At 37.7% G+C, this 24,236-nt stretch carries 24 protein-coding genes; 19 read left to right on the forward strand and 5 right to left on the reverse strand.

All coding sequences use genetic code 11. The features are described from left to right. The first annotated feature begins 1 nt into the window (after position 1). The 4 genes from U9K52_RS07850 to U9K52_RS07865 all read left to right on the forward strand — a co-directional run bounded on the left by U9K52_RS07850 (position 2) and on the right by U9K52_RS07865 (position 2,703). Positions 2 to 304: a DUF3817 domain-containing protein gene (locus U9K52_RS07850; protein ID WP_322925870.1), complete on the forward strand. Its 303-nt coding sequence runs from the start codon at positions 2 to 4 to the stop codon at positions 302 to 304. After that, complete coding sequence (locus U9K52_RS07855; protein WP_322925871.1) at positions 301 to 666, forward strand: rhodanese-like domain-containing protein; 366 nt, start codon at positions 301 to 303, stop codon at positions 664 to 666. Before U9K52_RS07850 ends, U9K52_RS07855 begins: the two co-directional genes overlap by 4 nt. A gap of 172 nt (positions 667 to 838) precedes the next feature. Next, the gene (locus U9K52_RS07860; protein ID WP_322925872.1) at positions 839 to 1,879 is read left to right on the forward strand and encodes a glycosyltransferase family 9 protein; all 1,041 of its coding nucleotides are present in this window, start codon (positions 839 to 841) and stop codon (positions 1,877 to 1,879) included. A gap of 26 nt (positions 1,880 to 1,905) precedes the next feature. Continuing rightward, on the forward strand, positions 1,906 to 2,703 hold the full coding sequence (locus tag U9K52_RS07865; RefSeq protein ID WP_322925873.1) for a lipopolysaccharide kinase InaA family protein: 798 nt from the start codon (positions 1,906 to 1,908) through the stop codon (positions 2,701 to 2,703). A 24-nt stretch (positions 2,704 to 2,727) separates the two neighbouring features. Here the strand turns inward: U9K52_RS07865 and U9K52_RS07870 are convergent, their stop codons facing one another. The 3 genes from U9K52_RS07870 to U9K52_RS07880 form a co-directional block, all read right to left on the reverse strand. Further along, the gene (locus U9K52_RS07870) at positions 2,728 to 3,648 is read right to left on the reverse strand and encodes a helix-turn-helix transcriptional regulator (RefSeq protein WP_322925874.1); all 921 of its coding nucleotides are present in this window, start codon (positions 3,646 to 3,648) and stop codon (positions 2,728 to 2,730) included. Between the two features lie 58 nt (positions 3,649 to 3,706). Next, the gene (locus U9K52_RS07875) at positions 3,707 to 4,483 is read right to left on the reverse strand and encodes an SDR family NAD(P)-dependent oxidoreductase (RefSeq protein ID WP_312175443.1); all 777 of its coding nucleotides are present in this window, start codon (positions 4,481 to 4,483) and stop codon (positions 3,707 to 3,709) included. Positions 4,484 to 4,814: 331 nt separating this feature from the next. After that, positions 4,815 to 7,310 (reverse strand): PAS domain S-box protein, encoded by a 2,496-nt coding sequence (locus U9K52_RS07880; RefSeq protein ID WP_322925875.1) that lies wholly within the window; start codon positions 7,308 to 7,310, stop codon positions 4,815 to 4,817. A 318-nt stretch (positions 7,311 to 7,628) separates the two neighbouring features. Here U9K52_RS07880 and U9K52_RS07885 point away from each other — a divergent pair, with 318 nt between their 5' ends. Beyond that, the gene (locus U9K52_RS07885; protein WP_322925877.1) at positions 7,629 to 8,189 is read left to right on the forward strand and encodes a dual specificity protein phosphatase family protein; all 561 of its coding nucleotides are present in this window, start codon (positions 7,629 to 7,631) and stop codon (positions 8,187 to 8,189) included. A 94-nt stretch (positions 8,190 to 8,283) separates the two neighbouring features. Here U9K52_RS07885 and U9K52_RS07890 read toward each other — a convergent pair whose 3' ends face one another. Further along, the gene (locus U9K52_RS07890; RefSeq protein WP_322925878.1) at positions 8,284 to 9,399 is read right to left on the reverse strand and encodes an alkene reductase; all 1,116 of its coding nucleotides are present in this window, start codon (positions 9,397 to 9,399) and stop codon (positions 8,284 to 8,286) included. Positions 9,400 to 9,539: 140 nt separating this feature from the next. Here U9K52_RS07890 and U9K52_RS07895 point away from each other — a divergent pair, with 140 nt between their 5' ends. The 3 genes from U9K52_RS07895 (at position 9,540) to U9K52_RS07905 (ending at position 11,003) form a co-directional block, all read left to right on the forward strand. Then, positions 9,540 to 9,956, forward strand: a complete 417-nt coding sequence (locus tag U9K52_RS07895) for a winged helix-turn-helix transcriptional regulator (protein WP_248392720.1) — start codon at positions 9,540 to 9,542, stop codon at positions 9,954 to 9,956. 95 nt (positions 9,957 to 10,051) lie between these two features. Beyond that, positions 10,052 to 10,597: a Crp/Fnr family transcriptional regulator gene (locus U9K52_RS07900; RefSeq protein WP_322925879.1), complete on the forward strand. Its 546-nt coding sequence runs from the start codon at positions 10,052 to 10,054 to the stop codon at positions 10,595 to 10,597. A gap of 52 nt (positions 10,598 to 10,649) precedes the next feature. Then, positions 10,650 to 11,003 (forward strand): bleomycin resistance protein, encoded by a 354-nt coding sequence (locus U9K52_RS07905; protein ID WP_263603394.1) that lies wholly within the window; start codon positions 10,650 to 10,652, stop codon positions 11,001 to 11,003. A gap of 65 nt (positions 11,004 to 11,068) precedes the next feature. Here U9K52_RS07905 and U9K52_RS07910 read toward each other — a convergent pair whose 3' ends face one another. Further along, complete coding sequence (locus U9K52_RS07910; RefSeq protein ID WP_322925880.1) at positions 11,069 to 13,276, reverse strand: ATP-binding protein; 2,208 nt, start codon at positions 13,274 to 13,276, stop codon at positions 11,069 to 11,071. Between the two features lie 331 nt (positions 13,277 to 13,607). Here U9K52_RS07910 and U9K52_RS07915 point away from each other — a divergent pair, with 331 nt between their 5' ends. The 11 genes from U9K52_RS07915 to U9K52_RS07965 all read left to right on the forward strand — a co-directional run bounded on the left by U9K52_RS07915 (position 13,608) and on the right by U9K52_RS07965 (position 23,942). Continuing rightward, on the forward strand, positions 13,608 to 14,627 hold the full coding sequence (locus U9K52_RS07915; protein ID WP_322925881.1) for a sensor histidine kinase: 1,020 nt from the start codon (positions 13,608 to 13,610) through the stop codon (positions 14,625 to 14,627). After that, positions 14,624 to 15,403, forward strand: coding sequence for a LytTR family DNA-binding domain-containing protein (locus U9K52_RS07920; RefSeq protein WP_322925883.1), 780 nt, complete (start codon positions 14,624 to 14,626; stop codon positions 15,401 to 15,403). Before U9K52_RS07915 ends, U9K52_RS07920 begins: the two co-directional genes overlap by 4 nt. A gap of 99 nt (positions 15,404 to 15,502) precedes the next feature. Then, the gene (locus U9K52_RS07925) at positions 15,503 to 15,889 is read left to right on the forward strand and encodes a hypothetical protein (RefSeq protein WP_322925884.1); all 387 of its coding nucleotides are present in this window, start codon (positions 15,503 to 15,505) and stop codon (positions 15,887 to 15,889) included. Beyond that, positions 15,886 to 16,965: a hypothetical protein gene (locus tag U9K52_RS07930; protein ID WP_322925885.1), complete on the forward strand. Its 1,080-nt coding sequence runs from the start codon at positions 15,886 to 15,888 to the stop codon at positions 16,963 to 16,965. The genes U9K52_RS07925 and U9K52_RS07930 overlap by 4 nt, the downstream gene beginning before the upstream one ends. 297 nt (positions 16,966 to 17,262) lie before the next feature. After that, positions 17,263 to 17,736, forward strand: a complete 474-nt coding sequence (locus U9K52_RS07935) for a DNA starvation/stationary phase protection protein (protein WP_322925887.1) — start codon at positions 17,263 to 17,265, stop codon at positions 17,734 to 17,736. Between the two features lie 55 nt (positions 17,737 to 17,791). Further along, the gene (locus tag U9K52_RS07940) at positions 17,792 to 18,487 is read left to right on the forward strand and encodes a LytR/AlgR family response regulator transcription factor (protein WP_263603401.1); all 696 of its coding nucleotides are present in this window, start codon (positions 17,792 to 17,794) and stop codon (positions 18,485 to 18,487) included. A 358-nt stretch (positions 18,488 to 18,845) separates the two neighbouring features. Further along, the gene (locus U9K52_RS07945) at positions 18,846 to 21,056 is read left to right on the forward strand and encodes a hybrid sensor histidine kinase/response regulator (RefSeq protein ID WP_322925888.1); all 2,211 of its coding nucleotides are present in this window, start codon (positions 18,846 to 18,848) and stop codon (positions 21,054 to 21,056) included. 14 nt (positions 21,057 to 21,070) lie between these two features. Next, positions 21,071 to 21,619, forward strand: coding sequence for an antibiotic biosynthesis monooxygenase (locus U9K52_RS07950; protein ID WP_263603403.1), 549 nt, complete (start codon positions 21,071 to 21,073; stop codon positions 21,617 to 21,619). A 206-nt stretch (positions 21,620 to 21,825) separates the two neighbouring features. Continuing rightward, the gene (locus U9K52_RS07955) at positions 21,826 to 22,383 is read left to right on the forward strand and encodes a hypothetical protein (protein WP_322925889.1); all 558 of its coding nucleotides are present in this window, start codon (positions 21,826 to 21,828) and stop codon (positions 22,381 to 22,383) included. 579 nt (positions 22,384 to 22,962) lie between these two features. Further along, positions 22,963 to 23,424, forward strand: coding sequence for a redoxin domain-containing protein (locus U9K52_RS07960; protein ID WP_248392695.1), 462 nt, complete (start codon positions 22,963 to 22,965; stop codon positions 23,422 to 23,424). Between the two features lie 2 nt (positions 23,425 to 23,426). Then, entirely contained in the window at positions 23,427 to 23,942 is a 516-nt protein-coding gene (locus U9K52_RS07965; RefSeq protein ID WP_322925890.1) for a DsbA family protein, read from the forward strand. Positions 23,943 to 24,236 lie beyond the last annotated feature (294 nt).

Genomic DNA, 24,236 nt, shown 5'->3' on the forward strand with positions numbered 1-24,236 from the left:
TATGATCAATTTATTTAAAACCAGGATCGGAAGATTAAGAATAATCGCCATCCTTGAAGGGATTTCGCTATTGGTACTTGTTTTCATCGCTGTGCCATTAAAGTATGCATACAACAATCCGGCAATAGTAAAAGTAATGGGACCTGTTCACGGTTCATTATTTCTTCTGTTTTTGTTTAATACATTAAGTGTAGGTGTCGAACAGCAATGGAAATTTAAACAAATCACGTGGAAAGTGCTTTTGGCCTGCATGATTCCTTTCGGAACATTCTATATTGACAGAAGAATTTTAAGCAAAATATGAAAAACGCGGTTATATTTTTGGGAATTGTTCTCACGGTATATATAATTTATAGGATTTATAAATTTCAGACTTTGGACAACGGATTGGATCAACTGATCAAAAACGGGGCGGTAATCCTTGATGTGAGAACAGAAAAAGAATTCAGCACCGGACATATCCCCGGCTCAAGGAATATTTCTTTAGGTACGATCAGAGAACGGTATATCGAACTTGATCCCGACAAAACCTACATTACCGTATGTTCTCATGGCTTAAGAAGTGTAAAAGCCGAAAGTATTTTAAAAGAAAGAGGCTTCAAAAATGTGTATAACGGAGGAGCGTGGAGCGATTTGATGAATACTATTGGTAACAGTAAAGACTGAATGTATAAAGCAAAAATTAGAGTTATCTAATAATCAGCATTATAATCAGTGTCATGCAATACAATAAATGCCTATTGCCTTTATAGATAATTACTATCGGAAATCCGAATAACATAGAAAATACATTAGTATTTATCAGTAAATTGTGCACTATTTTAAATACTATTTTTTCATGAAAATACCGAAGGGAATTAACAAGGTTAGGAGGTCATTAATGAGAAATCTAACAAAAAATATTGGGAAGTCCGGCTTAAAGAAATCTGAAAAAAACGATATTAAAATAAAAAGAATTCTCATCACAAGACCTAATCACCGTCTTGGAAATCTGCTGCTTCTAACCCCACTGGTACAGGAAGTAATCAATACATTCCCCGAAAGTAAAATTGATCTTTTTGTAAAAGGACAAATCACTCCTATTATTTATAAAAATTATACAAATATTGACAAAATTATCCAGCTTCCGAAAAAACCGTTCAGCAATATTTTTAAATATCTGAAAGGCTGGATGTCACTGCGCACAAAAAAATATGATTTGGTTATCAATGCTAATTTTGGGTCATCTTCAGGAAGGATATCCACCTTAGCAGCCAATTCCAGATACAAGATGTTTGGCGAATTTGATGAAAAATACTTACAGGAATTTAATGATTATCAGCATTCTGCAAAACAGAGTATTTATGACTTAAGACATTTTTTATCCGAACTGGGAGTTCCGGAAAATAAGAATGACATTCCCTTTCTTGATATTAAACTGGATGCCGAAGAAATAGAAGCCGGGAAAAAGAAACTTTTTTCCATCACAAACAATGACAGACCTACGATCTGCCTGTTTACCAATGCTACGGGCGATAAATGCTATTCCGAACAATGGTGGTCCGATTTTTATAATATACTGAAAGAAACATTTCCCGATTATAATATTGTAGAACTTTTACCCGTTGAAAACATTTCCAAACTCAACTTTTCCATACCACATTTTTACAGTAAGGATATCAGAGAAATGGGTGGTTTTATGGCCAATACGGCAGTATTTATTGCAGCAGATAATGGCGTAATGCATCTTGCCAGTGCAAGCGGGACACCAACGGTGGGTTTATTTATGGTAACTGATGAAAATCTTTACAAACCTTATAACCCAAAAAGTTTCTCTGTAAATACGCAGCATACGACGAACGAAGATATTATGCGTTTACTGCGTACAACCGTAGGATAGAATTACACAAACTAAAAATATATGATATGAAATTGATTTTTGCTGAAGGTTTATCTCAATATAAAGATGATATTCTATCAACTTTGAAGAAGTTTAAAAGCGAAGGAACATTAATTGGTAATGGTTACCGAAATGTGATTAAGGTTTTCGATGTTAATGGAATGCATCTCAATTTTAAGTCCTTCAAACAACATAATATTATCAACAGGCACGTTTACAAATTTTACCGTAAATCTAAAGCACACCGTTCATTCGAGTATGCTCATATGCTCATCAGCAAGAACTACCATACTCCCCGTCCCGTTGCCTACATAGAAAACCATGATTTTATCGGATTGACATCCAGCTACTATATCAGTGAACAACTGGAGGATGTCTGGACGCTTGACCGTGTTCTTCATGATCAGTCTTTTACCGATCGCGAAAAGATTATAAAAGAATATGCACGACTAATGTTTCGTCTGCATAACGACGGAATTCAGTTTCTTGATAATTCACCAAATAATTTCCTGATCCGTAAGGAAGATAGCCGCTATTCAATTTATCTGGTTGATCTTAACAGAATGAATTTTTACGATTCTATTGATCTTAATAAAAGGCTAAAGAATTTCGCAAGGCTTACTAACAATCCGGAGATTATAGAAATTATTGCCGGAGAATATGCCAGTTTATACGGTACATCAAAAGCTATTTGTCTGAAAACAATTATGGAGGCCTCCCAACAGCAGGTCACCAGGCGAAAAATAAAGAAAGTGCTTAAATTATATAAATACCTTATTCCTAGCGTAATTGTATATTATTTAAATGATCCTGTCTTATTTTAAATATTTAAAAATCGTTTTGAATAACTAAGAAATATTTTTACGAAACTCTACGGGAGAAAGACCTGTCTGCACCCTGAACATTTTGCTGAATGACTGCGGATGCTCGAAACCCAGTTCATACGCAATTTCTCCTACCGTCAAATCAGTGGAAGTTAATCTTTCCTTGGCTTTTTCGGTGAGTTTTTCCCGGATATACTGTTGTGTGCTTTTCCCGATCACGGAACGTAAAACATCACTCAGATACCCGGGCGAAATGCCGAGCTGCTCCGAAAGATACTGTACCGTAGGAATTCCCCGTTGTAAGGTATCCTGATCATTGATATAATTATCAAGAATGACTTCTACCTTCTGAATAATATCATTATTCATTACTTTTCGTGTAATGAACTGGCGTTTATAAAACCTGTTGACATAGCTCAAAAGCAGTTCCAGCTGTGCAATGACAACCTCCTGACTGAATTCATCCACGCGGCTGTTCAGCTCCTGTTCCATAATCTTGTAAATGGAAAGAATGATTCCTTTTTCCGAATCCGAAAGATGCAGCGCTTCATTCCATGAATAGGAAAAATAGGCATATTGCTTAATTTTCCTGGCCAAAGGATAACCCAGCAGAAAATCAGGATGAATCAGTAAAATATAACAGTACGTTTCACTGTTGTAATCAGTGCTTCCTACCAGCTGATTCGGTGCCAGGAACAGCATGCTTCCTTCATTATAGTCGTAATAATTCCGACCGTACTTCAGCCTTCCTTTATTTCTGGTGATGAAAGTTATTTTATAAAAACTCAGAATATCGTAAATCGGCGCCATTTCCGTATTAAAAGGATGGTCTTTATGGAAATGCACAAGACTGATGAGCGGATGCTGCGGTGCAGGCAACCCGAATGCCTTATGGCTTTCCGATATCGAAATAAAACGAACCAGTTTATCCTCTTTATTTTTCATGCGATAAATGTATAAAAAAACCTATGATCAGTGATCACAGGTTTACTATATTAAAATATTACCAGGGAAGAACATGATCTTTACCACTGAAACCGGCAGGGCCGGTGAAACTGCCGTTCGGAAGATCTTCGGCTAAAGCCACACGGATCGGTTCCTTTGAACCTTCCTCTACAGAATCAGTTCCCTGGAAATTATTAAGCGCCGTAGCCGTAAATCCCGGACTTACCAGATGGACTTTAATATTCGTATGCTCCAGGTCTATCGCCAGTGAAAGAAAAATGCCGTTGAGTGCGGTCTTGGAAGCACCGTAAACTGCGTCAAAATTTCCCCTGTATGGATTTTCCGGATTGGCATTGATCCCAAGAGAGCCTAATGCACTTGAAACCGTTACAATACGTGCACTTGAAGCTTTATGCAATAACGGTAAAAAAGCCTGCGTTAAAGCAAGAGTCCCGAAAACATTGGTGTCCCAAACAGTTTTCAGTTCATTAATTGGTGCAATGCTGGCACGCTGTGAACCCAGAACTTCCTCCATCGTTCGGCCTGCCTTTCCAATATGTGAGATTGCCGCATTATTCACCAGGAGCGTTAAGTAGCCATATTGATTCTCTACAGTTTCCACTACCCTTCTGATCGATTCCGAATCCGTAATGTCCAGCTGAATAGCTTTTGCATTTTCACCCAATTCGGATACCGCTGCTTTTCCTTTTTGTAAATCACGTGAACCGACATAAACAATGTATCCGTTTTTTACAAGAGCTTTCGCGATCTGAAAACCTACCCCTGTATTGGCACCCGATACCAGTGCCACTTTACTTTCTTCTCTATTGTCCATTTTCAATTATTTTAAATTTATATTGCAAAGATGCGCCCATAAAAAATAACAGATGTATCCAAATTGAGGAAATGTGAAGCCGGATTGAGGTTATTTAAAAAAATTAACGATCAGAAAAACTTTTATTGCATTATAGAGCTTACATACCAACGAAAAAGGCTGTCTTCATCAGACAGCCTTTGTTATTAATTTGTTTTAATCTTAATCTTTAATAATTTTTCTGCTGATTGCTAATGACTGTCCGAGGGTCTGTGTAAGCATACTACGCAAACTTCGGCTACCTCAGCAAAAATGAAATTTTTAACTTTGATAAAATTTAGAAAAATTAGCTTTAATCATTCTGATCCTCATCCGGTAGCGTAAACCAGAATGTACTTCCCATACCTTCTTCACTTTCAACGCCAATCTTTCCGCCATGGCGTTCAATAATATCCGCGCTGATATAGAGTCCTAATCCAAGGCCGGAAGCCTGTATACCATTCGGATCTACCCGATAATACCGTTCAAAAAGATAAGGTAATTTTTCAGCAGGTATGCCCGGACCGGTATCCCTTACTGAAACTTTCACCGAATAAATGTCCTTTTCGATGGTCAGGAATATCTGTCTGCTTTTAGGTGCATATTTAATGGCATTATTGATGAAATTAATAACAACCTGCTGGATCCTGTTTTCATCTGCCACAATTTCCAGGTTTTTTTCACCTTCTACCAATAACTCATGAGTTCCCAGATGGATCACATGAGAACAGCACTCGTCTACCATATGGGCAAAGTTGAATTTCTTTTTGTTTAACATCACCTTGCCTTCATTTATTCTGGTTACATTTAGCAGTTCTTCCACCAGCTCGGAAATCTTTTCCATGCTTTTGTTGGACTGATCAATTAATCTTGGAAGCAGAGCCGTAGGATTTGTCTTCATTCTTTCAAGAAGCTGTAAAGAAGCCTTAAGACTGGTAAGCGGTGTTTTAAGTTCATGGCTGGCAATTGAGATAAAATCATCCTTCTGCTGCTGAATTTGTTTTAAAGCCGTAATATCCATTACGGTGCCCAGAAGTTTTTCTGCATTACCCTGGTTATCATAATGAACATTACCCTGTAACCGAATCCATTTTATCACATTATTAGCAAGGACAATTCTGGCTTCATAAAAAAGTTTTCCTGTTTTTCGGGCAGTAGCATGAGCCTCATCACTGAGATGGGTATCCAAAGGATGGAAACTGGTGAGTACTTCTGCTCTTGAAACAGGGCTTGTAACACCAAATATTTCATCAAAACGCCTGGAGCCAATTACTGATTGTTCTGCATATCTGAACTCGTAAGTTCCGATTTCCGATGCTTCAATGGCAAGACGGTTACGTTCTTCAATATCTTCAATCTGTCTTCTCGCTATCACTTTTGCCGTCACATCATTTCCTACTACCATAATGGAAGTAACTATTCCTTTTAAGTCTTTAACAGGTTCGTAAACAAAGTCGATAAACATGATTTGATCTACTCCTTTCCGGTTCAGGACGAGTTCATGTTCCAATCCATGAAATGCGGTTCCGGTTTCGATTACCTGTTGCATAATCGGGGCATATACATCAGCAGCTTCCGCCACACCATCCCAGATACTTCGCATTTCCAGCTGTTCTCTGGATTTGCCCACCAATTCCAGGTAACCGTCATTCACTTCAATAACCAAAAGATCTTCTGCACGGATTACACAAATAGCAACCGGAGCCTGCCTGATAAGATTTCTAAAACGTGCTTCACTGAGGAGCAGTTCTTCATTAGATTCTGCAAGCTCTTCATTGGTTGCTGCAAGCTCTTCATTAAGCGCTGTAAATTCTTCATTAGAAGCAGCCAACTCTTCATTCATATCCTGCAGCTGCTGTTCACTCAGTTTCATTTGGGTGATATCTACACAGGAACTTATATATCCTGCAAATTTACCATCGGAAAGAAACCTTGGTGTTCCTTTTTTTAGCAGCCAGTGATAAGATCCGTCGGATCCCAGAAGCCTCATTTCAGCGCTGTAAGAAATCCTTTGTACAAATGCCTGCTGATGAATGTTTAAAAACTTTTGTTTATCCAGAGGATGAATAAGATCATACCAACCCATCTCCAGCAGCTGATGTGCATTACGTCCGCTAAGTGTGGACCATGCTTTATTAAAATAGATCAGTTTCCCTGTTTCATCACGTACAGCTATCAGAATATCTGTATTGTCGGCCATAGACCTGAAGCGCTCTTCACTTTCCACTAAAGCTTTTACCCTATCTTCTACCATCTGTTCAAGCTCAGTATTCATACGGGAGAGTTCTTCCCTGCTTGCTTCAAGTTCTTCATTAACTGCGCTTAATTCTTCATTTGCTGCCGCGAGCTGTTCATTTAAAGATTGCTCACGGATGAGCAGCTGTTTATTTTGGCTGGCCTCTTCCAGTTTAAGTCTGTTCAGATAGCGTTCAGTGACATCAGTAGCAGTATGTAAAATTGCTATTACGCGGCCATTTTCGTCTTTCACGGCCCGGTATTCAAAATCAAAGTAGTAGGTACTTCTCACTCCGTCAACTAATAGATCTGCAGGAGTATCATTTCCCGAAATCGTTATACCTTCACGCCAAACCCTTGCAAACATTTCAATAAAGGGCTGGCCTGAGAGTTCGGGCATTGCTTCTTCCAGGCTTTTCCCGATGACTTCCGGACCGCGGCCCCAAATGGCCAACATAGCTTTATTTGCAAATTCAATCCTCGCATTTTCACCAACATGCACCGCAGTGGCAGTATTGATGAAAGAAAATATGTGAGTGAGTTGTTCAAAATTTAGTGATAACGAGTCCTTCATTGTTCCATATTGGTTTCAATCACGAAAATACGAAAATAGAGAAAAAGACGAGCCTATATAGGGATTAAAAGTATACCACAAACAGTAAAAAAACACAAAACATCACAAGCAAATTAACTTTACCTTGAAATATCAGGTGAAAATTATCATGGTCTAACATTTTCCGCGTTAATTATTTAATTCTTATCAAAAAAAATCATGAAAATTTCTTACATGACGTAAAGTCCGGATATTTAATTATAAGATAGTATCTTAGCAACCATAAATTTCAAAATTTGACAACTTCAGCCTATGAGCAGAATTTTTAAATCTAAAAAGATGAAAATTGCAATTATTTCATTGATTACGGTATTGTTCCTTGGTTTAGCTTTTGCTTTTTATCAGAAAAAAATTCGCTACAATCTGGTAACGATCTCGGAAAATAAAGTTTATAATTCCGGTGTTATTCCTCCAGATAAACTGCCTGATGTTATCAATGATCATCATATAAAAACCATTATCGATTTACGCGACGGTGCAGAACAGACAAAACTTAATCCTGAAACTAAAAAGCAGGTCAATACTGAAGCTGCCGCAGCGGGAAAGATAGCAGATGTACATTATTTTAACCTTCCTACAGACCAGATTCCCCAAGACAGTACCGTGAAGAAGTTTTTAAAGATAATGGATGATCCCAAAAACTACCCTGTTCTGATTCATTGTCATCACGGGGTTGGACGTTCCCGTTTGTTTAGTTCAATTTACAGGATTGAATATGAACATTTCACCAATGAGCAGGCAAGAAAAAATGCCCGTTTCTTCTGGGAATTCAGCAATAATTTTTCAAAGAGTTCTGAAAAAGGTTTATTTCTAACGAATTATAAGAAAAGGAATCATTAATTAATGATTCCTTCTTCAAAAGATTTATTCATAATTAAATAGTTACAAATACTTCTCTCTAATAACATTTGTATTACTTTATTATTTATAATTCCTATTCAGTAATTAATGCTTTAGGATAGGTAATATATCCATTTTCCTCTCCGGTGTAATAGGTATCTCTGTCGCTTTGTGATAACGGTACATTATGCTTAAACCGTTCAACAAGATCCGGATTTGCAATAAAAGGTTCTCCAAAAGATACAAAATCCGCATTTCCTTCCCTTAGAATTTTATTTCCGCTTTCCTTGGAAAATCCCAGATTAGCCATGATTCTGCCTTTGTAATTGTTTCGAAAATGAGCGAAATAATCTTCCTGCAACTGATCTACGGGAGTACCTGATAAATCTTCAGCAGGCCCTACAATATGTACAAAAGCCAAATTATAAGAATCCAGTTTTTTCAAAATATATTTAAATAGCGGAATTGTTTCTTCGTCCGGCTGTACGATTCCCACATGGCTTATCATTACCGGAGAAAATTTTATGGACACCCGGCTGCTGTCCCAGACTTCGATAATCGCATCCAGAATCTCAAAGATTATCCGGGTACGGTTTTCAAGACTTCCTCCATACTCGTCGGTACGCCTGTTGGTGGCAATACTAAGAAATTGCGGAATGAGCATACCGGCTATAGCATGTACCTCAACTCCATCAAAACCAGCTTCTTTTGCATTTTGAGCAGCTTTTTTATAATCCTGTATGGTACTGTGGATTTCTGCGACCGTCATTTCGCGCGGCGTTACGGTATCTTTAAAACCTTCCGGCGTAAAAGACTGCGACTGTATATTCACTGGGGAAGGTCCCACAGGAAGCTCACTTTTCTGCAGATCAGGATGTGCCCCTGCACCAATATGTCCCAGTTGCGAAAAAATTAAACCACCTTTATCATGCACAGCTTTCGTAACAGTTTTCCATCCTTCAACTTGTTCCTGGGTATAAATTCCCGGGACATTAATAAAGCCGATAGACTGTGGATTCACCCATGTTCCTTCTGATAAAATCAGTCCAGCAGAAGCCCGCTGCGCATAATATTCCGCCATTATCGGTGTAGGAATCAGCTCCGGATTAGTCGCCCTTCCGCGGGTAAGTGATGCCATTACTACTCTGTTTTTTAATTTCAGATCTCCTAATTGATATTCCTCTAAAAGAGGTGATAATGTATTTTCCATTTTCTATTTAATGTTAATGCCTGACAAATTTCGAGTAATGCGAACTAAAGAACAATAATGGATAAATTAAGACCCTGGTGATAAATTTATCCCTATGTACTTATTGGTTGATATGATGTATTTTTGTATAAATTTTTGTTATGTACGAAAGAAAAATTCCTCTTACCATTGACTGCGGGCTGCATCTTACCCGGGAAATACTCAACGGCAAATGGAAGCCTGCGATACTTAATGCAATTTCTATGAATATAAAACGTCCAAGTGAAATTGGAAGAACACTACCTGACGCAACACGCCGGGTCCTGAGCGCACAGCTGAAAGAACTTGAAGAACACGGGATAATAGAAAAGAAAATCTATCCGCAGTTACCTCCTAAAGTAGAATATTCACTTAGCGAAATTGGCTGGTCTTTAATGCCCATTATTGATGCGATGAACATTTGGGGAGATCAGAACCGGGATTTTTTGGAGAAAGTTATTGCTAAAGATCCTAAAATTACGAAAATGTCAAAATCTCCCTGTGAACTCATTCGACGGGAAACCTCAGATGAAAAGTAATTTCAATATTATTATTTAGCCATGCTATTTATTGATATATTACATTTAAAATACATCCGACACATCTTATATTTGCTAATAATAAAAAGTTCATCATGTTGAAACAACTCGGAAATTTCTCTGATGCTGAAATGCATTTATTGGATAACCATCTCTATACGAGACATTTGGATAAGAATGAAATATTAGATGAATCCGGGAGTATTTCAACATCATTGTTTTACATTGTCAAAGGTTCTTTTTATCAGTATTACCGGAATGAGTATGTTGAAGAAGAAATTATTACGGATCTGCACGTTGAAGGCGAATGGGCAATAAATCTTCAGAGTCTGGTGATGCAACAACCGGCAAAGGCAACTTTAAAGGCTTTTGAAAAGTCCGAAGTTCGTGAACTTAAGCTTCAGGATCTCCATGCGCTTATTGCAGTTTCGCAGAGGTTTTTGCAATTTAACAAACTTCTCAATGCGCCCAATTTAAAAATGGATTTTTATAATGAAAATATGAGTCCTGCTGAGAAATATAATCATCTATTGCAAACAAAGCCACAACTGATACAAACGTTCCCTCTATCCATGATCGCTTCTTATCTGAAAATAAGACCTGAAACGCTGAGCAGAGTGCGGGCTAATATTGCTTTTTGATTTCGATCAAGTGTGAGTTTAATATATTATCATCAATTTTGAAGAAAAAAATATGATGACAGCAGTAATTCCAAAATTGCCGATGCGCAATAAAGAAATAACCAGAACATTCTACGCCAAATTGGGATTTGAAGTCTCTGAAAATGATTTCCAGGGATACCTGATGTTGAAGAAAGATGGTTTGGAAATCCATTTTTTTGAATTTGCAGCGCTTATACCATCTGAAAATTATGGGCAGATCTACATCCGATGTACAGAAATCGATGCGACTTATGAATCCTTTCTTAAAAATAATATTGAAATCCATCCTGCTGGCCATCTGAAACAAAAGCACTGGGGGCAAAAAGAGTTTTCGATACTGGATCCTGATAACAATCTGATCACCTTTGGACAGCCATTGCAGTAGTCAATCAGTACCTGCTGGCTCTCCAAATTATTTCATCATAACTATATTAAAATAGATTTTAAATACTACACTGGCAGGGTAAACCAAAAAGTTGAGCCTTGTCCAGCCTCGCTTTCGACACCGATAGAACCACCGTGATTCTTGATGATATCGGCACAGATAAAAAGTCCCAGGCCAAGTCCTGAAAATTTTTGCCCCTGATAGTCCGTTCGGTAGTATCTTTCAAAGAGTCTGGATAACTTTTCTTTCGGGATTCCGGGACCGTTATCACTAACACTGATTATCATCTCTTTAGCATCCAGCAGATCCGCCTTAATAAATATATCAGACTCCGGTGCATATTTAATGGCATTATTGATAAGGTTGACCATCACCTGTCCGATCTGCTGGTTGTCCGCAACAATCTTTTCGTGGAGCTCCCCTTCAAAAGTGATTTTTCTTTCTGTCTGCTGGGCAAAATTAGCGCAACATTCCTCGAACAATTCTGACAGTGTAAAAGGTTTCTTGTCGATCTTCAGATGTCCTTGTTCAAGCCTGCTGGTATCCAGAAGATCGTTCATCAGGATAGTGAGCTTGTTGAGGCTTACTACGGATTGATCTATAAGCCTTACTTTAGTTTCTTCGGTCAAATTCATTCCCCTTTTTTGAAGCATCTGTAATGATGCTTTCAGTGCAGTGACCGGTGTTCTGAGTTCGTGACTGGCGATGCTGATAAAATCATCTTTACTTTGTGCGATGAGCCTTCTTTCGGTCACATTCATAAAGGTTCCTATCCCTCCGGTAAGAACACCGTTCTGATCAAACATCGGTGCCGCATTAATGGAAATGTATATTCTATCACCATTCGGAGGCTGTACGGCAATCTCATGATCAGTGAGCGGTTTCTGTGTCTTCATCATGATGGACATGGGATGTTCTTCAGATGGCAGAGGTGTTCCGTCGATACGCAGATTCTGCCATTGCGGATCATCATAAGTACGAGTTTTGATCTCAGTTTCCTTTAAACCAAGAATCTGCTGAGCCATCGGATTGGCATAGACCATCTGCCCTGATGCATCTATGACACCAACACCTTCTGCCATCGTTTCCAATATCGACCTCAATCGTTGTTCACTCTCCCTTAGGTTATTTTCAAGTTCTGCTTTTTCTCTGATATTTTCTTCCAAACGGATTATAGCTTCAGCATGTGAGGTAACATCAATAGCCATATCAATTACCCCGGTAATAACTCCGTTTTCAACATAGGGTGTGTAACTGAAATTAAAAAACCTTTCTTCCAGCTGACCATCCTTTTTGATCATCACAGGGGACGCGTCATCTGAATGCCTTACACCGTTTTTGTAAGTATCTTCTAACATATCCGCAGCTTTTTGTCCTCTAAGCTCGGGAAATTCGTTAAATAAAGGCTTCCCGATGATGGTTACATCTTTGCCCAAAAGCTCCAGCATAGCGACATTAACCATCGTTACCATGTAGTCTTCACCCTTTAAAAGCATCATGGCAACAGGCGACTGTGTGATAAGGTCACGAAAACTCATTTCACTGGTCGTGAGTTTTTCGTTGAGTAAGGAAATGGTATCATTTAAATGTTTTAGCTGATCATTCTGACTATTAAGCTCTTTATTATGCAAAGTAAGCTCAGAGATATTGCTCTCATTTTCAGTCTTGCCGGACAACAGATCGGAATTGTCTTTTCTCAACTGATCACTTAAAAAATAAATTTCCTTATTGGCATGATCCAACTTCCTGTTCATTTCTATGTATTCTCTATTGACCGTCGTCAATTCTTCGTTACTTGACCTGAGGTCATGATTTAAGGATGAAAGGTCATGATTGGCAAGGTTGAGCTCAGCCTCCCGGTTTCGAAGGAGTTCCCAGGCCTGCTGTCTTTCCGTCACATTACTTGCCGTATGCAGAATACAATAGATCTTGCCGGCTTTATCAGCAACCGGCTTATATTTAAAATCATAATATAGCGTGATCTTTTTACCATTAACTTCAGTTGTTATCGGTATGTTGCGGACCTCAAATGCTTTTCCCGAATGCCAGGTGTCCCGCAGGATATCTGAATAGGACGCTCCATTCAGCTCAGGAAGCACTTCCTCCAACTTTTTGCCGCGTATTGATTCATCTTTGTTCCATATTTTAAGCATCGCATCATTCGCAAACTGGATACGTAAATCCTCACCGGTATAGATTGCGGTGGGCTCACTGGATTGCTTCAGTATATCGAAAATTGCATCAGTGCCTAATGCGGAGAAAAAGTGGATCATTTATATCTATATTATCAACGTTTAAAGGTATGAAAAATATAACTCAAAATATTCATATTTCCGCGAACCTAGTCTACACCTTCTTCTGATGGTTTTTAAGCAATCGGCTTTGCTTCTGTTTGATATTTAATGAAAGCTTATTTCAGGTACATAAGGAATCATGGCTAAAATGTTTATTGAAATTGTTTACATAAACTATCATTTTCACAATAACCAAAAGATTTTTAAATTAGTATTTACATCCTATTGCAATGTTATTTCAACATCAACTTTTGCCGCTTCGGTCATTTTATTATATCAATGATTTTAATATTTTCATTTCTTTGTACCAATGAATAAAAATGAGAGAAAAATATATATTTACAGTGCGTTTTTGATCACATTGATGGTAAATTCTGCAAAACTGATGGCACTGAACAGTGATGGGATTATCGCCCGTTACTGGCAGTTCAATATTGAGGAATATAGCTTCCAGTTTTTGTATAATATGTTATTCTGCCTTCTTTTATTATACCTTAATCTTTCCGACGGTAAATTTCTAAGTGTCTTTAGAGAAAACAAACAATACTGGAAATTCTACCTGTGCAATTCCCTGGTTATTGTTGCAGCAATTGTCTTGGGAAGCTTGGTCCATTCTTTTATTTTTGGAATCTTCCATCTTCCCGGAGGAAGAATCAGAGGGTATTTTGCCAGGTTTTTGCTAAGCAGCATCATGATTGCCGTAGTAATCCGTCTCATTCTTCTGATGCGTGAAAGCAGAAAAAAAGACATGCTTAACGAGCAGCTCAATTCCGCTTACCTTCAGACTCAGCTTCAATTGCTTCAGGAACAACTTAATCCGCATTTTCTTTTCAATACCCTGAGCAGTCTTTCTGCCATAGTCATGGAAAATCCTGGTCTGGCCCAAAACTATATCCTTCATCTTTCCAAAATTTTCAGATATACATTGGTTCATTCAGGTAATAATCTGGTAACCCTTGAGAAGGAGCTTGAGCATTTAAAGTCTTATACCCAACTCATAACAATGCGGCTGGAAAACACCTTCCAGATTCATATCAATATCAGCAAAGATTTAATCCAAATGCAAATCCTTCATTTATCACTGCAACCTTTGATCGAAAATGCGGTTAAACATAACAGAGCGACACTTTCAGATCCTTTAATCATAGAGATTTATGAAGAGAACAGATGGCTTATCATCCGAAACAACCTCCAGCCCACCATCAGCAAGACAGAGGGTGCCGGAATTGGTCTTACCAATTTAAATGAAAGATATAAGCTGCAAAATCAGCAAGAGATAGAGATCCATCAAACGACAGAATATTTCATCGTAAAGCTTCCTTTATTATGAGAAGAAATATACATATTATCATTATTGAGGATGAACCTGCTACCGCGAGACATCTGGAATACATCCTGAAAGAAATCAATCCGGAAATACAAATCACAAAATGTTTGCAGAGTATAGCAGAAGCAACGGAGTGGTTTACCTTAAATGATAATAATTATGACCTGATATTTTCAGACATAAGACTTTCTGATGGATTATCGTTTGAAATATTTAGAAAGGTTAACATAAAAAAGCCTGTCATCTTTGTTACGGCATATCATGATTATGCTATTGAGGCCTTCCGTAACAATGGCATTGATTACGTGTTAAAACCTTTCGATACGGAAGAAATAACGCGCACGATATTTAAATATCACATCTTAATTGCTGCTGATTCGGAAAAAAGACAGAATGAAAAAGCATCTCTGTTTCAGGAACTGCAAAATGTGACGAAGCACTATCGAAAATCTTTCCTTATACATTATTGCGGCAGGCTTATCCCTGTGGAAGCAGCTAAGATTAATTGGTTCCATACAGCCAATGAGATTGTATATGCACATTTGTCTGATGGCAGGCAATATATAATGGAATTTACACTGGAACAGCTGGAAAATGAACTTGAACCTACTCTTTTTTTCAGGGCTAACCGCCAGTTCATTATTAATAAAAAAGCTGTAGAAGCCGTGGAATACTTTTTTAACGGAAGGCTGTTAATTAAAATTCATCCTTCACCACAGGACCAGATCATCGTCAGCAAGGCAAAAGCCATGACTTTTAGAAAATGGCTGGACCAATAATTTGTTTTACCACCTGATTTAGTCGGTTCACCCTTTTTTATTTTACCATACACTATTGCTATTACTACATTTGTTTTATTAAAAACTAAAATTTCCAGGATGATTCTAAAGACAAAAAAACAGAAGATTTTTCTTATAGCAGCTTTTATATGCCTTGCATGTACAGGCTTATCGGCACAGAAAAGTAAATTAAAGGACAGTACCCCGGAACAGCGTGCAAAAATGCAGACGGAGTGGATGACAACTAAATTAAACTTAAATGCTTCACAAACTCAGCAGATTTCCGCGCTAAACCTTCAGTACGCCCGGAAGAATGAGCCTATTATTCAAAGTAACAGCAGCAAGCTCTCCAAATTTAGAAAACTGAAAGCCCTACAGAAAGAAAAATCTAACATGCTCAGCCAAATTTTAAGCGAGGAACAATATAAAAAATATGAGGATATTAAAGATCAGATGATTCAAAATATTAAAAATAAAAGAAAATGAAAAAACTATTAAATCCATGGATAATAATTTTATTTATTACCACCTCAGCATGCTCTCAGAGCGCAACCGACACTTATGAAACAGCACCTCTCCAGTCAAAGGTTGGCAACAGCCTTCAAGGACCTATTCAAAAGCCTGTAACAGGATACGGTGCAGATGGAAACTATGAAGTGGCAGAAATTGACTTTGATAATCCGGAGTATCCGGGAACACAGGTTTCAATTTTCTATCCTCAGGGGATTACTTCTCCCAGACCTACCATTTTCTTTTCGCATCCGTTTGGTGGCGAAGACAAAGAATATAATATAGAGTTGTACAAATTCATTGCAAAGAAAGGTTACGTGGTAGTATTTGTGCCTTACCGTACCATTGATGTAAGTGTAGACCATCGTTACCAGACCCTGTGGGAAGGATTCACAAAGGCTGCTGCAGATTATCCTAACATTATTGACACTCAGAAAGTAGGTTTTATGGGCCACTCTTTTGGAGGTGGAGCAAGTATAGATCTGGCCTACAAAGCATTTACAGAGAAAGGATGGGGACAAAATGGACGTTTTCTTTTCACTATGGCTCCATGGTATTCTTTTAACTGGAACAGTCCATTAAGTACCCAACAGCAATTACAAAGTTTTCCTTCCAATACCAAAATGATCACCCAGGTCTATGATGAGGATGATGTCAACGATCACAGGATGGCAATTGATATCTTTAAAAATATCAATATTCCTAATGCTGAAAAGGATTTTATTTATATTAAATCGTCTACTGTTAACGGATATAATTATGTAACAGACCACGCCATGCCAAGTTCAAGAGTAATTTTCGATGCATTGGACTATTATGGAGTGTACCGTCTTTTGGATGCTATGATGGATTATAGTTTCAATGGAAACAGCAGTGCAAAAAATACTGCTTTGGGGAATGGTTCTGCCGCGCAGGTCACCATGCCTTCTTATAACGGACAAACAATGAATCCTCTTGAAGTCACAGATAATCCCACGCCGAAATACCTGCAGTTTAAATACCAGTTTAAATGTGGGAACAGTACCAATCCGCGGGTTTCCTACTGTAATTAATTAAAAAAGGCAATGATATACTAAGGATATTATTGCCTAATCAAATAAGAACTCAAAATTTTCAGCAAACATCTTAATTGAAAGTATGTATAATGTTGAAATTCAACAAAGAATCAAATGTTCCGGTCTTAGTTCCTTGATTTACAACGGGAGCTGATGACGATTCTTCCGGCATTTAAAATCTTCAATATCAAATTCAACGACTCATTTTGCCGATTTATCGAAAATAATCTCAAAATAACAGCATTCCGATCGAACTTTACATCAGTAAAACAAACAACTTAAAATCCTATTATTATGAAAACAAAAATCGGAATCACAGAAAAAAACACAGAAGCAGTAGCAGAACAATTGGCTAAATTATTAGCAGATGAAACTGTACTTTACATTAAAACCAGAAATGCTCACTGGAACGTTACCGGGGATAACTTTCATGCCAACCATATCTTTTTCGAAGAGCAATACAAACAATTGGATGAGCTGATTGACAGCGTTGCAGAACGCATGCGAAAAATAGGACATTATGCGCCGGCAACAATGAAAATCTATCTCGAATTAACCCATCTTACAGAATATACCGACAGAACCAACGACGGTTCAGGCTATATGAAAGACCTATTAAGCGACCACGAAAGCATTATTGAATTTCTGAGAGGGAATATCACTCCTTTTGCCGAAGAATTCAAAGATTACGGTACAAGTGATTTCATCACAGGATTGATGGAAACGCACGAAGAAATGGCCTGGATGATCCGCTCGTATTTCAGATAAATTGGGAAAACAGAAAGGAATAATTATATTTGTGTAACCATAAATAAATATCCTTATGAAAGCTCTCATCGTAGATGATAACGACATTGCAAGAACCACACTCTCACATTTGGCAAAACAAATTCCCAGTCTCACAATTGTCAGCGAATTTTCCAATGCCATTGAGGCTTACAACCACTTGCAGTCTAATCACGTCGATTTGATTTTTCTCGATATCGAAATGCCGGAAATGACAGGTATTGAACTTACCAAGAATCTTTCGGGAAGAGGTACCATTATCATTTTCACAACATCCAATAAGGAATATGCACTGGAAGCTTTTGAACTGAATATTGCAGATTACATTCTGAAACCAATAACACCGGCAAGGTTTTTACAGGCAGTAAGCAAAGCGCAGACAATTCTGGAAAGCAGAAAAGAAAATGTGGAAGTCACAAAAGATGAATTCCTTTTTGTAAGGGATTCCAATATTACAAGGCGACTGAAGCTCGATGACATTTTTTATGCCGAAGCGATGGGCGATTATGTAAAGTTCTACACCCGGGAAAAAATGTTTGCCATCCACGGCAAAATGAAAACGGCGGAAGAACGCCTTCCGAAAGATAATTTCATCAGGGTTCATCGTTCATACATTGTTTCAGTCGGCAAGATAGATACACTTCAGGACGGCGGAATTATGATTAACGGAAAATTTATCCCGGTTGCAGATGCATACAGGAAAGCACTCAACACGAGAATGAATGTTTTTTAAATTTTATTCGGGCAGCTTTAATCCTCCTGTAGTATATCCTGAGCTAAGTTCACGCAGCAATCTGTTGAACCGTTCAGCATCGCAATAACAAAAAAGAGCTCCGCTCAAGCCAAGATGCAGATTCAGTACAAAAAGTAGCGTCAAAATAAAAACAGTATTTGTCATTCCGTAGGAATCCCGGCATCCACGGTTAGATTCCTGCAGAATGATAAACTTAATATTAAATCTTGCTGAGTGAATAGTTTATGCTAAGCTTGACGAAGTACCTTTAGAACTAAATATTTTCAATAATAAGAAAAAAAACGTTGCGAGTACCGAGCGGAGTCGAAGTATGCATTAAAAACAAGGAAAAACATTTATGAAAAAAATATCTTCAGTAATGAACAACAGGAGATTCAGCTATTTTATCATCCTCACATTTATTGCAGGTTCTCTCCTGTTGATCGCGGTTCAAATCAATTCAGCGCAGAATACGAAGGAGCTTATCCTTAATAACAATAAACTTCTTAACGAATTGCGTTCCAGCAATCATTTGCGTGAAATAGACCGTGATATTTTAGGCGTTGAAAGCAGAATCCGGGCTTCCATTGCAACCAATGATACTACTCACCTTGAAGGAATTGACCAAAAGATCAGCCAGATAGAAAACTTTTTAGACTCCCTTTCCAAAGACAACACCGATGCAGAAGAGGAAAGGCTAATTCACAGACTGAGTGTTCTCGCTATGGAAAAGAAAACCACGAAAGACAAATTATTGCTTCGTTATCATACACTCGGAAACATGGATGATCAGACCTCCATTGCCAACCCGAGAGCGAGAAAAATATCAAATGAAATCACAACAATCACCGCAAAAATTTATGAAAGCCGTAAATTTCATATGGTAGACCTCAGCAAAAAGACCGAAACAATGGGGCAAAAGGCAAGGTTATATGATATTTCTTTATTGATTTTATTGATTTTGAGCGGATCCATCGTTGGCTTTCATATTCTTCGCCAGTTTAAACGTCAGAGATTGCTGATCCAGGAATTGGATATCGCAGAAAAAAAAGCTTCGGTTGCTGCACAAACCAAAGAAAATTTTTTAGCCAATATGAGCCACGAAATCAGAACGCCCCTCAGCGGAATTTTGGGCTTTACCAATCTTTTACAGAAAAGACCTTTGGATCAGACTTCAAAAGAATTTGTATCATCCATTCAAAGCTCAGGAGAAAACCTGATGGCCATTATCAACGATATTCTGGATTTATCAAAAATCGAAGCCGGAATGATGCGCATTACCAAAGGAATATTCAGCATCAACGGACTGGTAAATTCGGTAGAAACTTTTTTTGTGGAACGCGCAAAAGAAAAAGGATTAACAATTTCCAGCAAAATAGATCCGTCGATTCCGGATACGCTGAATGGTGATGCAACGAGGCTAACCCAGATTTTGGTTAACCTCATCGGAAATGCCGTTAAATTTACACAGCAAGGCAGCATTAGTATTGAGATTTACAATAAAAATCAAACCGAAAACGAAGTTGTTGTCGGTTTTAAAGTCTCAGATACAGGAATCGGAATCGATAAAGAAAAACTCAGCGAAGTTTTTGAAAGATTCAACCAGGGTGAAGATTCTATAACAAGAAATTACGGAGGAACCGGACTTGGTTTATCCATTGTGAAAAGTTTAATTCAATTACAAAATGGAGATATTGAAGTTGCAAGCGAACAGGGAAAAGGCACGACTTTTCATTTTTTCATTCCTTATGCCATTGCGAAAGAACAGATTGCTGTAATTCCTTCTCATGATACAACATATTTTAAAGACAGATCCAATACACCATTGAAAGTCTTGGTAGTAGATGATAACGCCATCAATCAAAGTCTGATGAAGCACCTTCTGTCACAATGGAATATAGAGTTTGACACCGCAAACAACGGTCTGGAAGCAGTAGAATATCTTAAAAATCACGACTGTGATCTGGTTTTAATGGACATTCAGATGCCACAAATGGACGGCTATACCGCAACACAAAAAATCCGCGAAGAATTGAATCTGAATCTTCCAGTCATCGCAATGACCGCACATGCAATGGCCGGAGAAAGAGAAAGATGCCTGAGCCGGGGAATGAACGGATATATTTCCAAACCGGTTAATGAAGATGAATTATTTAAATTAATTTCAGGTTTCGGATTGAAAGAAAATAAAAATAATGAATTAAAAATCCAAGAAACCATTCCTGTTTATCAATACATTGACCTTAATTATATGAAGTCTGTCAGCAATGGTGACCAAGATTTTGAAAGAACGGTCACAAAGCAGTTTTTAGACAAAGTTCCCGGTCATTTACAGGAAATGGAATCGGCTTATGAAAATACAGATTTTAAGATCGTAAAACTCAGAGCACATGATTTGAAATCCAGTGTTGCAATAATGGGATTACTTCCTTTATTAGAGGAAAAACTGAATACTTTAGAATTAACCAATGGAGAAAACCCAGCTTCAAAACAGACTTTAAAAGATGTAAAAGAGATTGTTTTAAAAGCAGTTTCCGAGGCAGAATTATTTTTACAAACTATTAATTAAAGAAAACTATCGTTATGGAAAATCAGGGAGCATCTGTAGTGATTTCGCATCACATTCTGGATGGGAAACAGCAACAGTACGAGCAATGGCTCAATGAGATCGTTCCTTTAACCAGACATGCAAAAGGTTTTATTGATTGGCAGATCATCAGACCGATCCAGGGTTTAACTTTTGTTTACACCGTGATTATCAGATTTGATACGATTGAAAATCTCAAAAACTGGATTGATTCCGATGACAGAAAAAAACTGATTGAAAAAGCCAACCCCCTATTTCATAAAAATGACCATTACAAAATAAAATCCGGGCTCGATTTTCTTTTTGAGAACGAAAACGAAACAAAGGTTCCCGTACGATGGAAACAGTTTTTGGTAACCTGGTCAGCCATTTATCCTTTATCATTAGTGGTTCCGCTCTTACTCCTGCCCTTTTTAAGATTATTAAAAATCCCTGCAAATCATTATTCAGACGGACTTTTGATCTCTGCATCCATTGTTTTCCTGATGGTTTTCGTTGTAATGCCCAATTATACAAAGCTGATCAGAAAATGGCTTTTTAAATAATATAATTTAACATTAATATAACCAATCACTGTTTTTACAGTGATTTTTTTCGTTTTTTCTCAAAAACACCATCCTTTTTATCTTTTTAATTTTTCGATCTTATCTAACGACAGTTTCTGCCTGTTCATCGAACACCAGCTGATTTCCCGCTAAGTTGGCAGTAGCTTTACATCAACAATTAATACAATAATTAAAACCCAAACATTATGGAAATTCTACAAACATCAGAAAATGCATTATCTCACTCAAGTGTAACTGCTGTTATTAATGCACCATTCGAAAAAGTTAACATTGCAGACTGGTTATTAAACTTACCCGATGCCGAATATCAAAGATGCTCAACCCAACATATAGGAGCGGCTATTTCCACCACTTTCGATGGCGAGCCGGTTTCGCTGAATGTGGAAACAATCGGAGACGCTTTGATGATTCAGCATTATGTAGCCACCGTCTATCGACCGGATTACTGCAGAATGCTGTCAATATCTGATTCCATTACCAAAAACGGAAGAACGAAAGTGCAGGTTTTATGGGAGCTGAAAGCCTCAAAAATTGATGATAACACGACTTTGTATACCAACGAAATTCACGCAACGGCAACGCCGGAAATGTTCGAATATATGAAAGAACACGGCATCGAATTAGCAAGTGCAGCCGCTTCCAGACAAGCTGCTTCCGATGCGCACAACCACGAAGAAACACCCAACTTTGCAAAAAGTATCGAAAACAAAGCATTGACAGGCAAATACAATCAGCCTTTTTAGAATTAGCATACCTTGTTTGTAATCAAATAACTTTTAATTCATCTACAAATTGTGTATTGAATATTTTGATATTTGCTTCGTCAATTCGAGTATTTTTTTGTAACAAAGTGAAGAAAAATGTTTCGAGAATGAAATTTATCTTCAAATCATAAACTTCTCAAATACGCTTTTGCAAAGCTAGTAGAACTGACGAAATGAATCAAAATGCACAACATCTACAACACTATTTTCTACACCAATATAAAGCCCAACGACTGATTTTGCCCGTTCATCGAATAAGATCTAAAAAATACCCGATTCGGAAGTAGCTTTACCATAGAAATTAAGAACTGTAAATAATAATCATAAAAAGTAATAGGATGCATACTGAAAATTTAAGCTTTAAATATGAGTTAGAAAAAAAGAACTCCATACCCATGATGACGGAATCTTCCGCTATTGTGGACGGGATTTCTATATGACGCTGCGGTAGCTCCTGTCTTAATTAATATATTGGTAAACTGGCATTTGCTTTTACCTGCCATTTTATTGCTAACTTGTTGTAGATTTTCAATTCAATAACCCAAAAAACTAAATATTATGTTACAAAAAGGAACTGTTGCCCCAGATTTTACATTATTTGCTACACCAGACCAGAAAATAACATTATCTGAATTTAAAGGAAAAAATGTTATTCTCGCCTTTTATCCCGCAGACTGGAGCCCGGTTTGCAGTGATCAGATGGCATTGTACAACGAAATGCTGAAATTCTTCAAAAAATACGACGCAGAAATATTCGGAATCTCTGTGGACAGCAAATGGTGTCATCTGGCTTTTTCGGAATCACGGAACCTCCATTTTCCTTTGCTTGCCGACTTTGAAGCAAAAGGAGAAACCGCAAAAAAGTACGGCGTTTATGATGAGGAGGAAGGAGAATGCAAAAGGGCTTTATTTGTTATCAATAAAGAGGGCATCATCGAATGGAGTTATCTGTCACCAACGGCCATCAATCCTGGTGCAGACGGAATATTGGAAGCTTTAGAAACACTTAATACGAAATAATTATGTCACTAAAACCATCAGTAAGTAAAACTGACCATGCGCAAGGTAACGACAATGCCGACCTTACCATTGTAGAATACGGCGATTATCAATGTCCGTATTGTGGAGCCGCTTATCCTGTTCTTAAAGAATTAATGAAAGAATTCGAAGGTCAGGTAAAGTTTGTTTTCAGGAATTTTCCGTTGTCGGAAATGCATCCATATGCAAGACCCGCCGCAATTGCAGCAGAAGCCGCCGATCTTCAGGGGAAATTCTGGGAAATGCATGATGTCATTTATGAAAATCAGCAATCTCTGAATGAAAATTTCTTATTTCAGCTTGCAGAAAAAATAGGTTTAAACCTTTCTCAATTCAAAGAAGATATTCAGAAACCCGAACTGGAAAAGAAAGTAGATTCAGATTTTGAGAGCGGTATTATCAGCGGCGTAAACGGCACGCCTTCGTTTTTCATTAATGGAAATAAATTCAATGGCGGTGCGGAAGATTTACTCGAACTGGTAAGGGAAAATGTGAATTAATCCCGAATTGCAGTCCGATCTGATTATGTCTGTAATGGCAAAAAGAGGAAACCCTTTCACAATCTCAGGATAATCTACACAAGGAAAAGCTGCCATAGAAATTAACAAACAGCTTTAGATAATTGTCAAAAAGCTGCCTCTAATAAAAATTGTATCAAAATGTACGAAGTTAAACTAGATTAATTTCTACCTGTTTTATCCTCCATACATTTGCTAAACAAACAAGACAAAACAATTAACAACTTAAAAAAATTAATATTATGAGTACACTTACATTAAAAGACGGAACAGAAT

The organism is Chryseobacterium sp. MHB01, from assembly GCF_034651565.1.
Classification (GTDB): Bacteria; Bacteroidota; Bacteroidia; order Flavobacteriales; family Weeksellaceae; genus Chryseobacterium; species Chryseobacterium nepalense.

What these genes read in the sequence shown, in the direction of transcription:
- U9K52_RS07950 (WP_263603403.1), top strand. Translation starts at nt 21,071, where the DNA reads ATGGAAAATCAGGGAGCATCTGTAGTGATTTCGCATCACATTCTGGAT.
- U9K52_RS07860 (WP_322925872.1), top strand. Translation starts at nt 839, where the DNA reads ATGAAAATACCGAAGGGAATTAACAAGGTTAGGAGGTCATTAATGAGA.
- U9K52_RS07930 (WP_322925885.1), top strand. Translation starts at nt 15,886, where the DNA reads ATGAAAAAACTATTAAATCCATGGATAATAATTTTATTTATTACCACC.
- U9K52_RS07915 (WP_322925881.1), top strand. Translation starts at nt 13,608, where the DNA reads ATGAATAAAAATGAGAGAAAAATATATATTTACAGTGCGTTTTTGATC.
- U9K52_RS07855 (WP_322925871.1), top strand. Translation starts at nt 301, where the DNA reads ATGAAAAACGCGGTTATATTTTTGGGAATTGTTCTCACGGTATATATA.
- U9K52_RS07895 (WP_248392720.1), top strand. Translation starts at nt 9,540, where the DNA reads ATGTACGAAAGAAAAATTCCTCTTACCATTGACTGCGGGCTGCATCTT.
- U9K52_RS07850 (WP_322925870.1), top strand. Translation starts at nt 2, where the DNA reads ATGATCAATTTATTTAAAACCAGGATCGGAAGATTAAGAATAATCGCC.
- U9K52_RS07960 (WP_248392695.1), top strand. Translation starts at nt 22,963, where the DNA reads ATGTTACAAAAAGGAACTGTTGCCCCAGATTTTACATTATTTGCTACA.
- U9K52_RS07885 (WP_322925877.1), top strand. Translation starts at nt 7,629, where the DNA reads ATGAAAATTGCAATTATTTCATTGATTACGGTATTGTTCCTTGGTTTA.
- U9K52_RS07865 (WP_322925873.1), top strand. Translation starts at nt 1,906, where the DNA reads ATGAAATTGATTTTTGCTGAAGGTTTATCTCAATATAAAGATGATATT.
- U9K52_RS07965 (WP_322925890.1), top strand. Translation starts at nt 23,427, where the DNA reads ATGTCACTAAAACCATCAGTAAGTAAAACTGACCATGCGCAAGGTAAC.
- U9K52_RS07880 (WP_322925875.1), bottom strand. Translation starts at nt 7,310, where the DNA reads ATGAAGGACTCGTTATCACTAAATTTTGAACAACTCACTCACATATTT.
- U9K52_RS07935 (WP_322925887.1), top strand. Translation starts at nt 17,263, where the DNA reads ATGAAAACAAAAATCGGAATCACAGAAAAAAACACAGAAGCAGTAGCA.
- U9K52_RS07910 (WP_322925880.1), bottom strand. Translation starts at nt 13,276, where the DNA reads ATGATCCACTTTTTCTCCGCATTAGGCACTGATGCAATTTTCGATATA.
- U9K52_RS07955 (WP_322925889.1), top strand. Translation starts at nt 21,826, where the DNA reads ATGGAAATTCTACAAACATCAGAAAATGCATTATCTCACTCAAGTGTA.
- U9K52_RS07875 (WP_312175443.1), bottom strand. Translation starts at nt 4,483, where the DNA reads ATGGACAATAGAGAAGAAAGTAAAGTGGCACTGGTATCGGGTGCCAAT.
- U9K52_RS07925 (WP_322925884.1), top strand. Translation starts at nt 15,503, where the DNA reads ATGATTCTAAAGACAAAAAAACAGAAGATTTTTCTTATAGCAGCTTTT.
- U9K52_RS07900 (WP_322925879.1), top strand. Translation starts at nt 10,052, where the DNA reads ATGTTGAAACAACTCGGAAATTTCTCTGATGCTGAAATGCATTTATTG.
- U9K52_RS07945 (WP_322925888.1), top strand. Translation starts at nt 18,846, where the DNA reads ATGAAAAAAATATCTTCAGTAATGAACAACAGGAGATTCAGCTATTTT.
- U9K52_RS07890 (WP_322925878.1), bottom strand. Translation starts at nt 9,399, where the DNA reads ATGGAAAATACATTATCACCTCTTTTAGAGGAATATCAATTAGGAGAT.
- U9K52_RS07940 (WP_263603401.1), top strand. Translation starts at nt 17,792, where the DNA reads ATGAAAGCTCTCATCGTAGATGATAACGACATTGCAAGAACCACACTC.
- U9K52_RS07905 (WP_263603394.1), top strand. Translation starts at nt 10,650, where the DNA reads ATGATGACAGCAGTAATTCCAAAATTGCCGATGCGCAATAAAGAAATA.
- U9K52_RS07920 (WP_322925883.1), top strand. Translation starts at nt 14,624, where the DNA reads ATGAGAAGAAATATACATATTATCATTATTGAGGATGAACCTGCTACC.
- U9K52_RS07870 (WP_322925874.1), bottom strand. Translation starts at nt 3,648, where the DNA reads ATGAAAAATAAAGAGGATAAACTGGTTCGTTTTATTTCGATATCGGAA.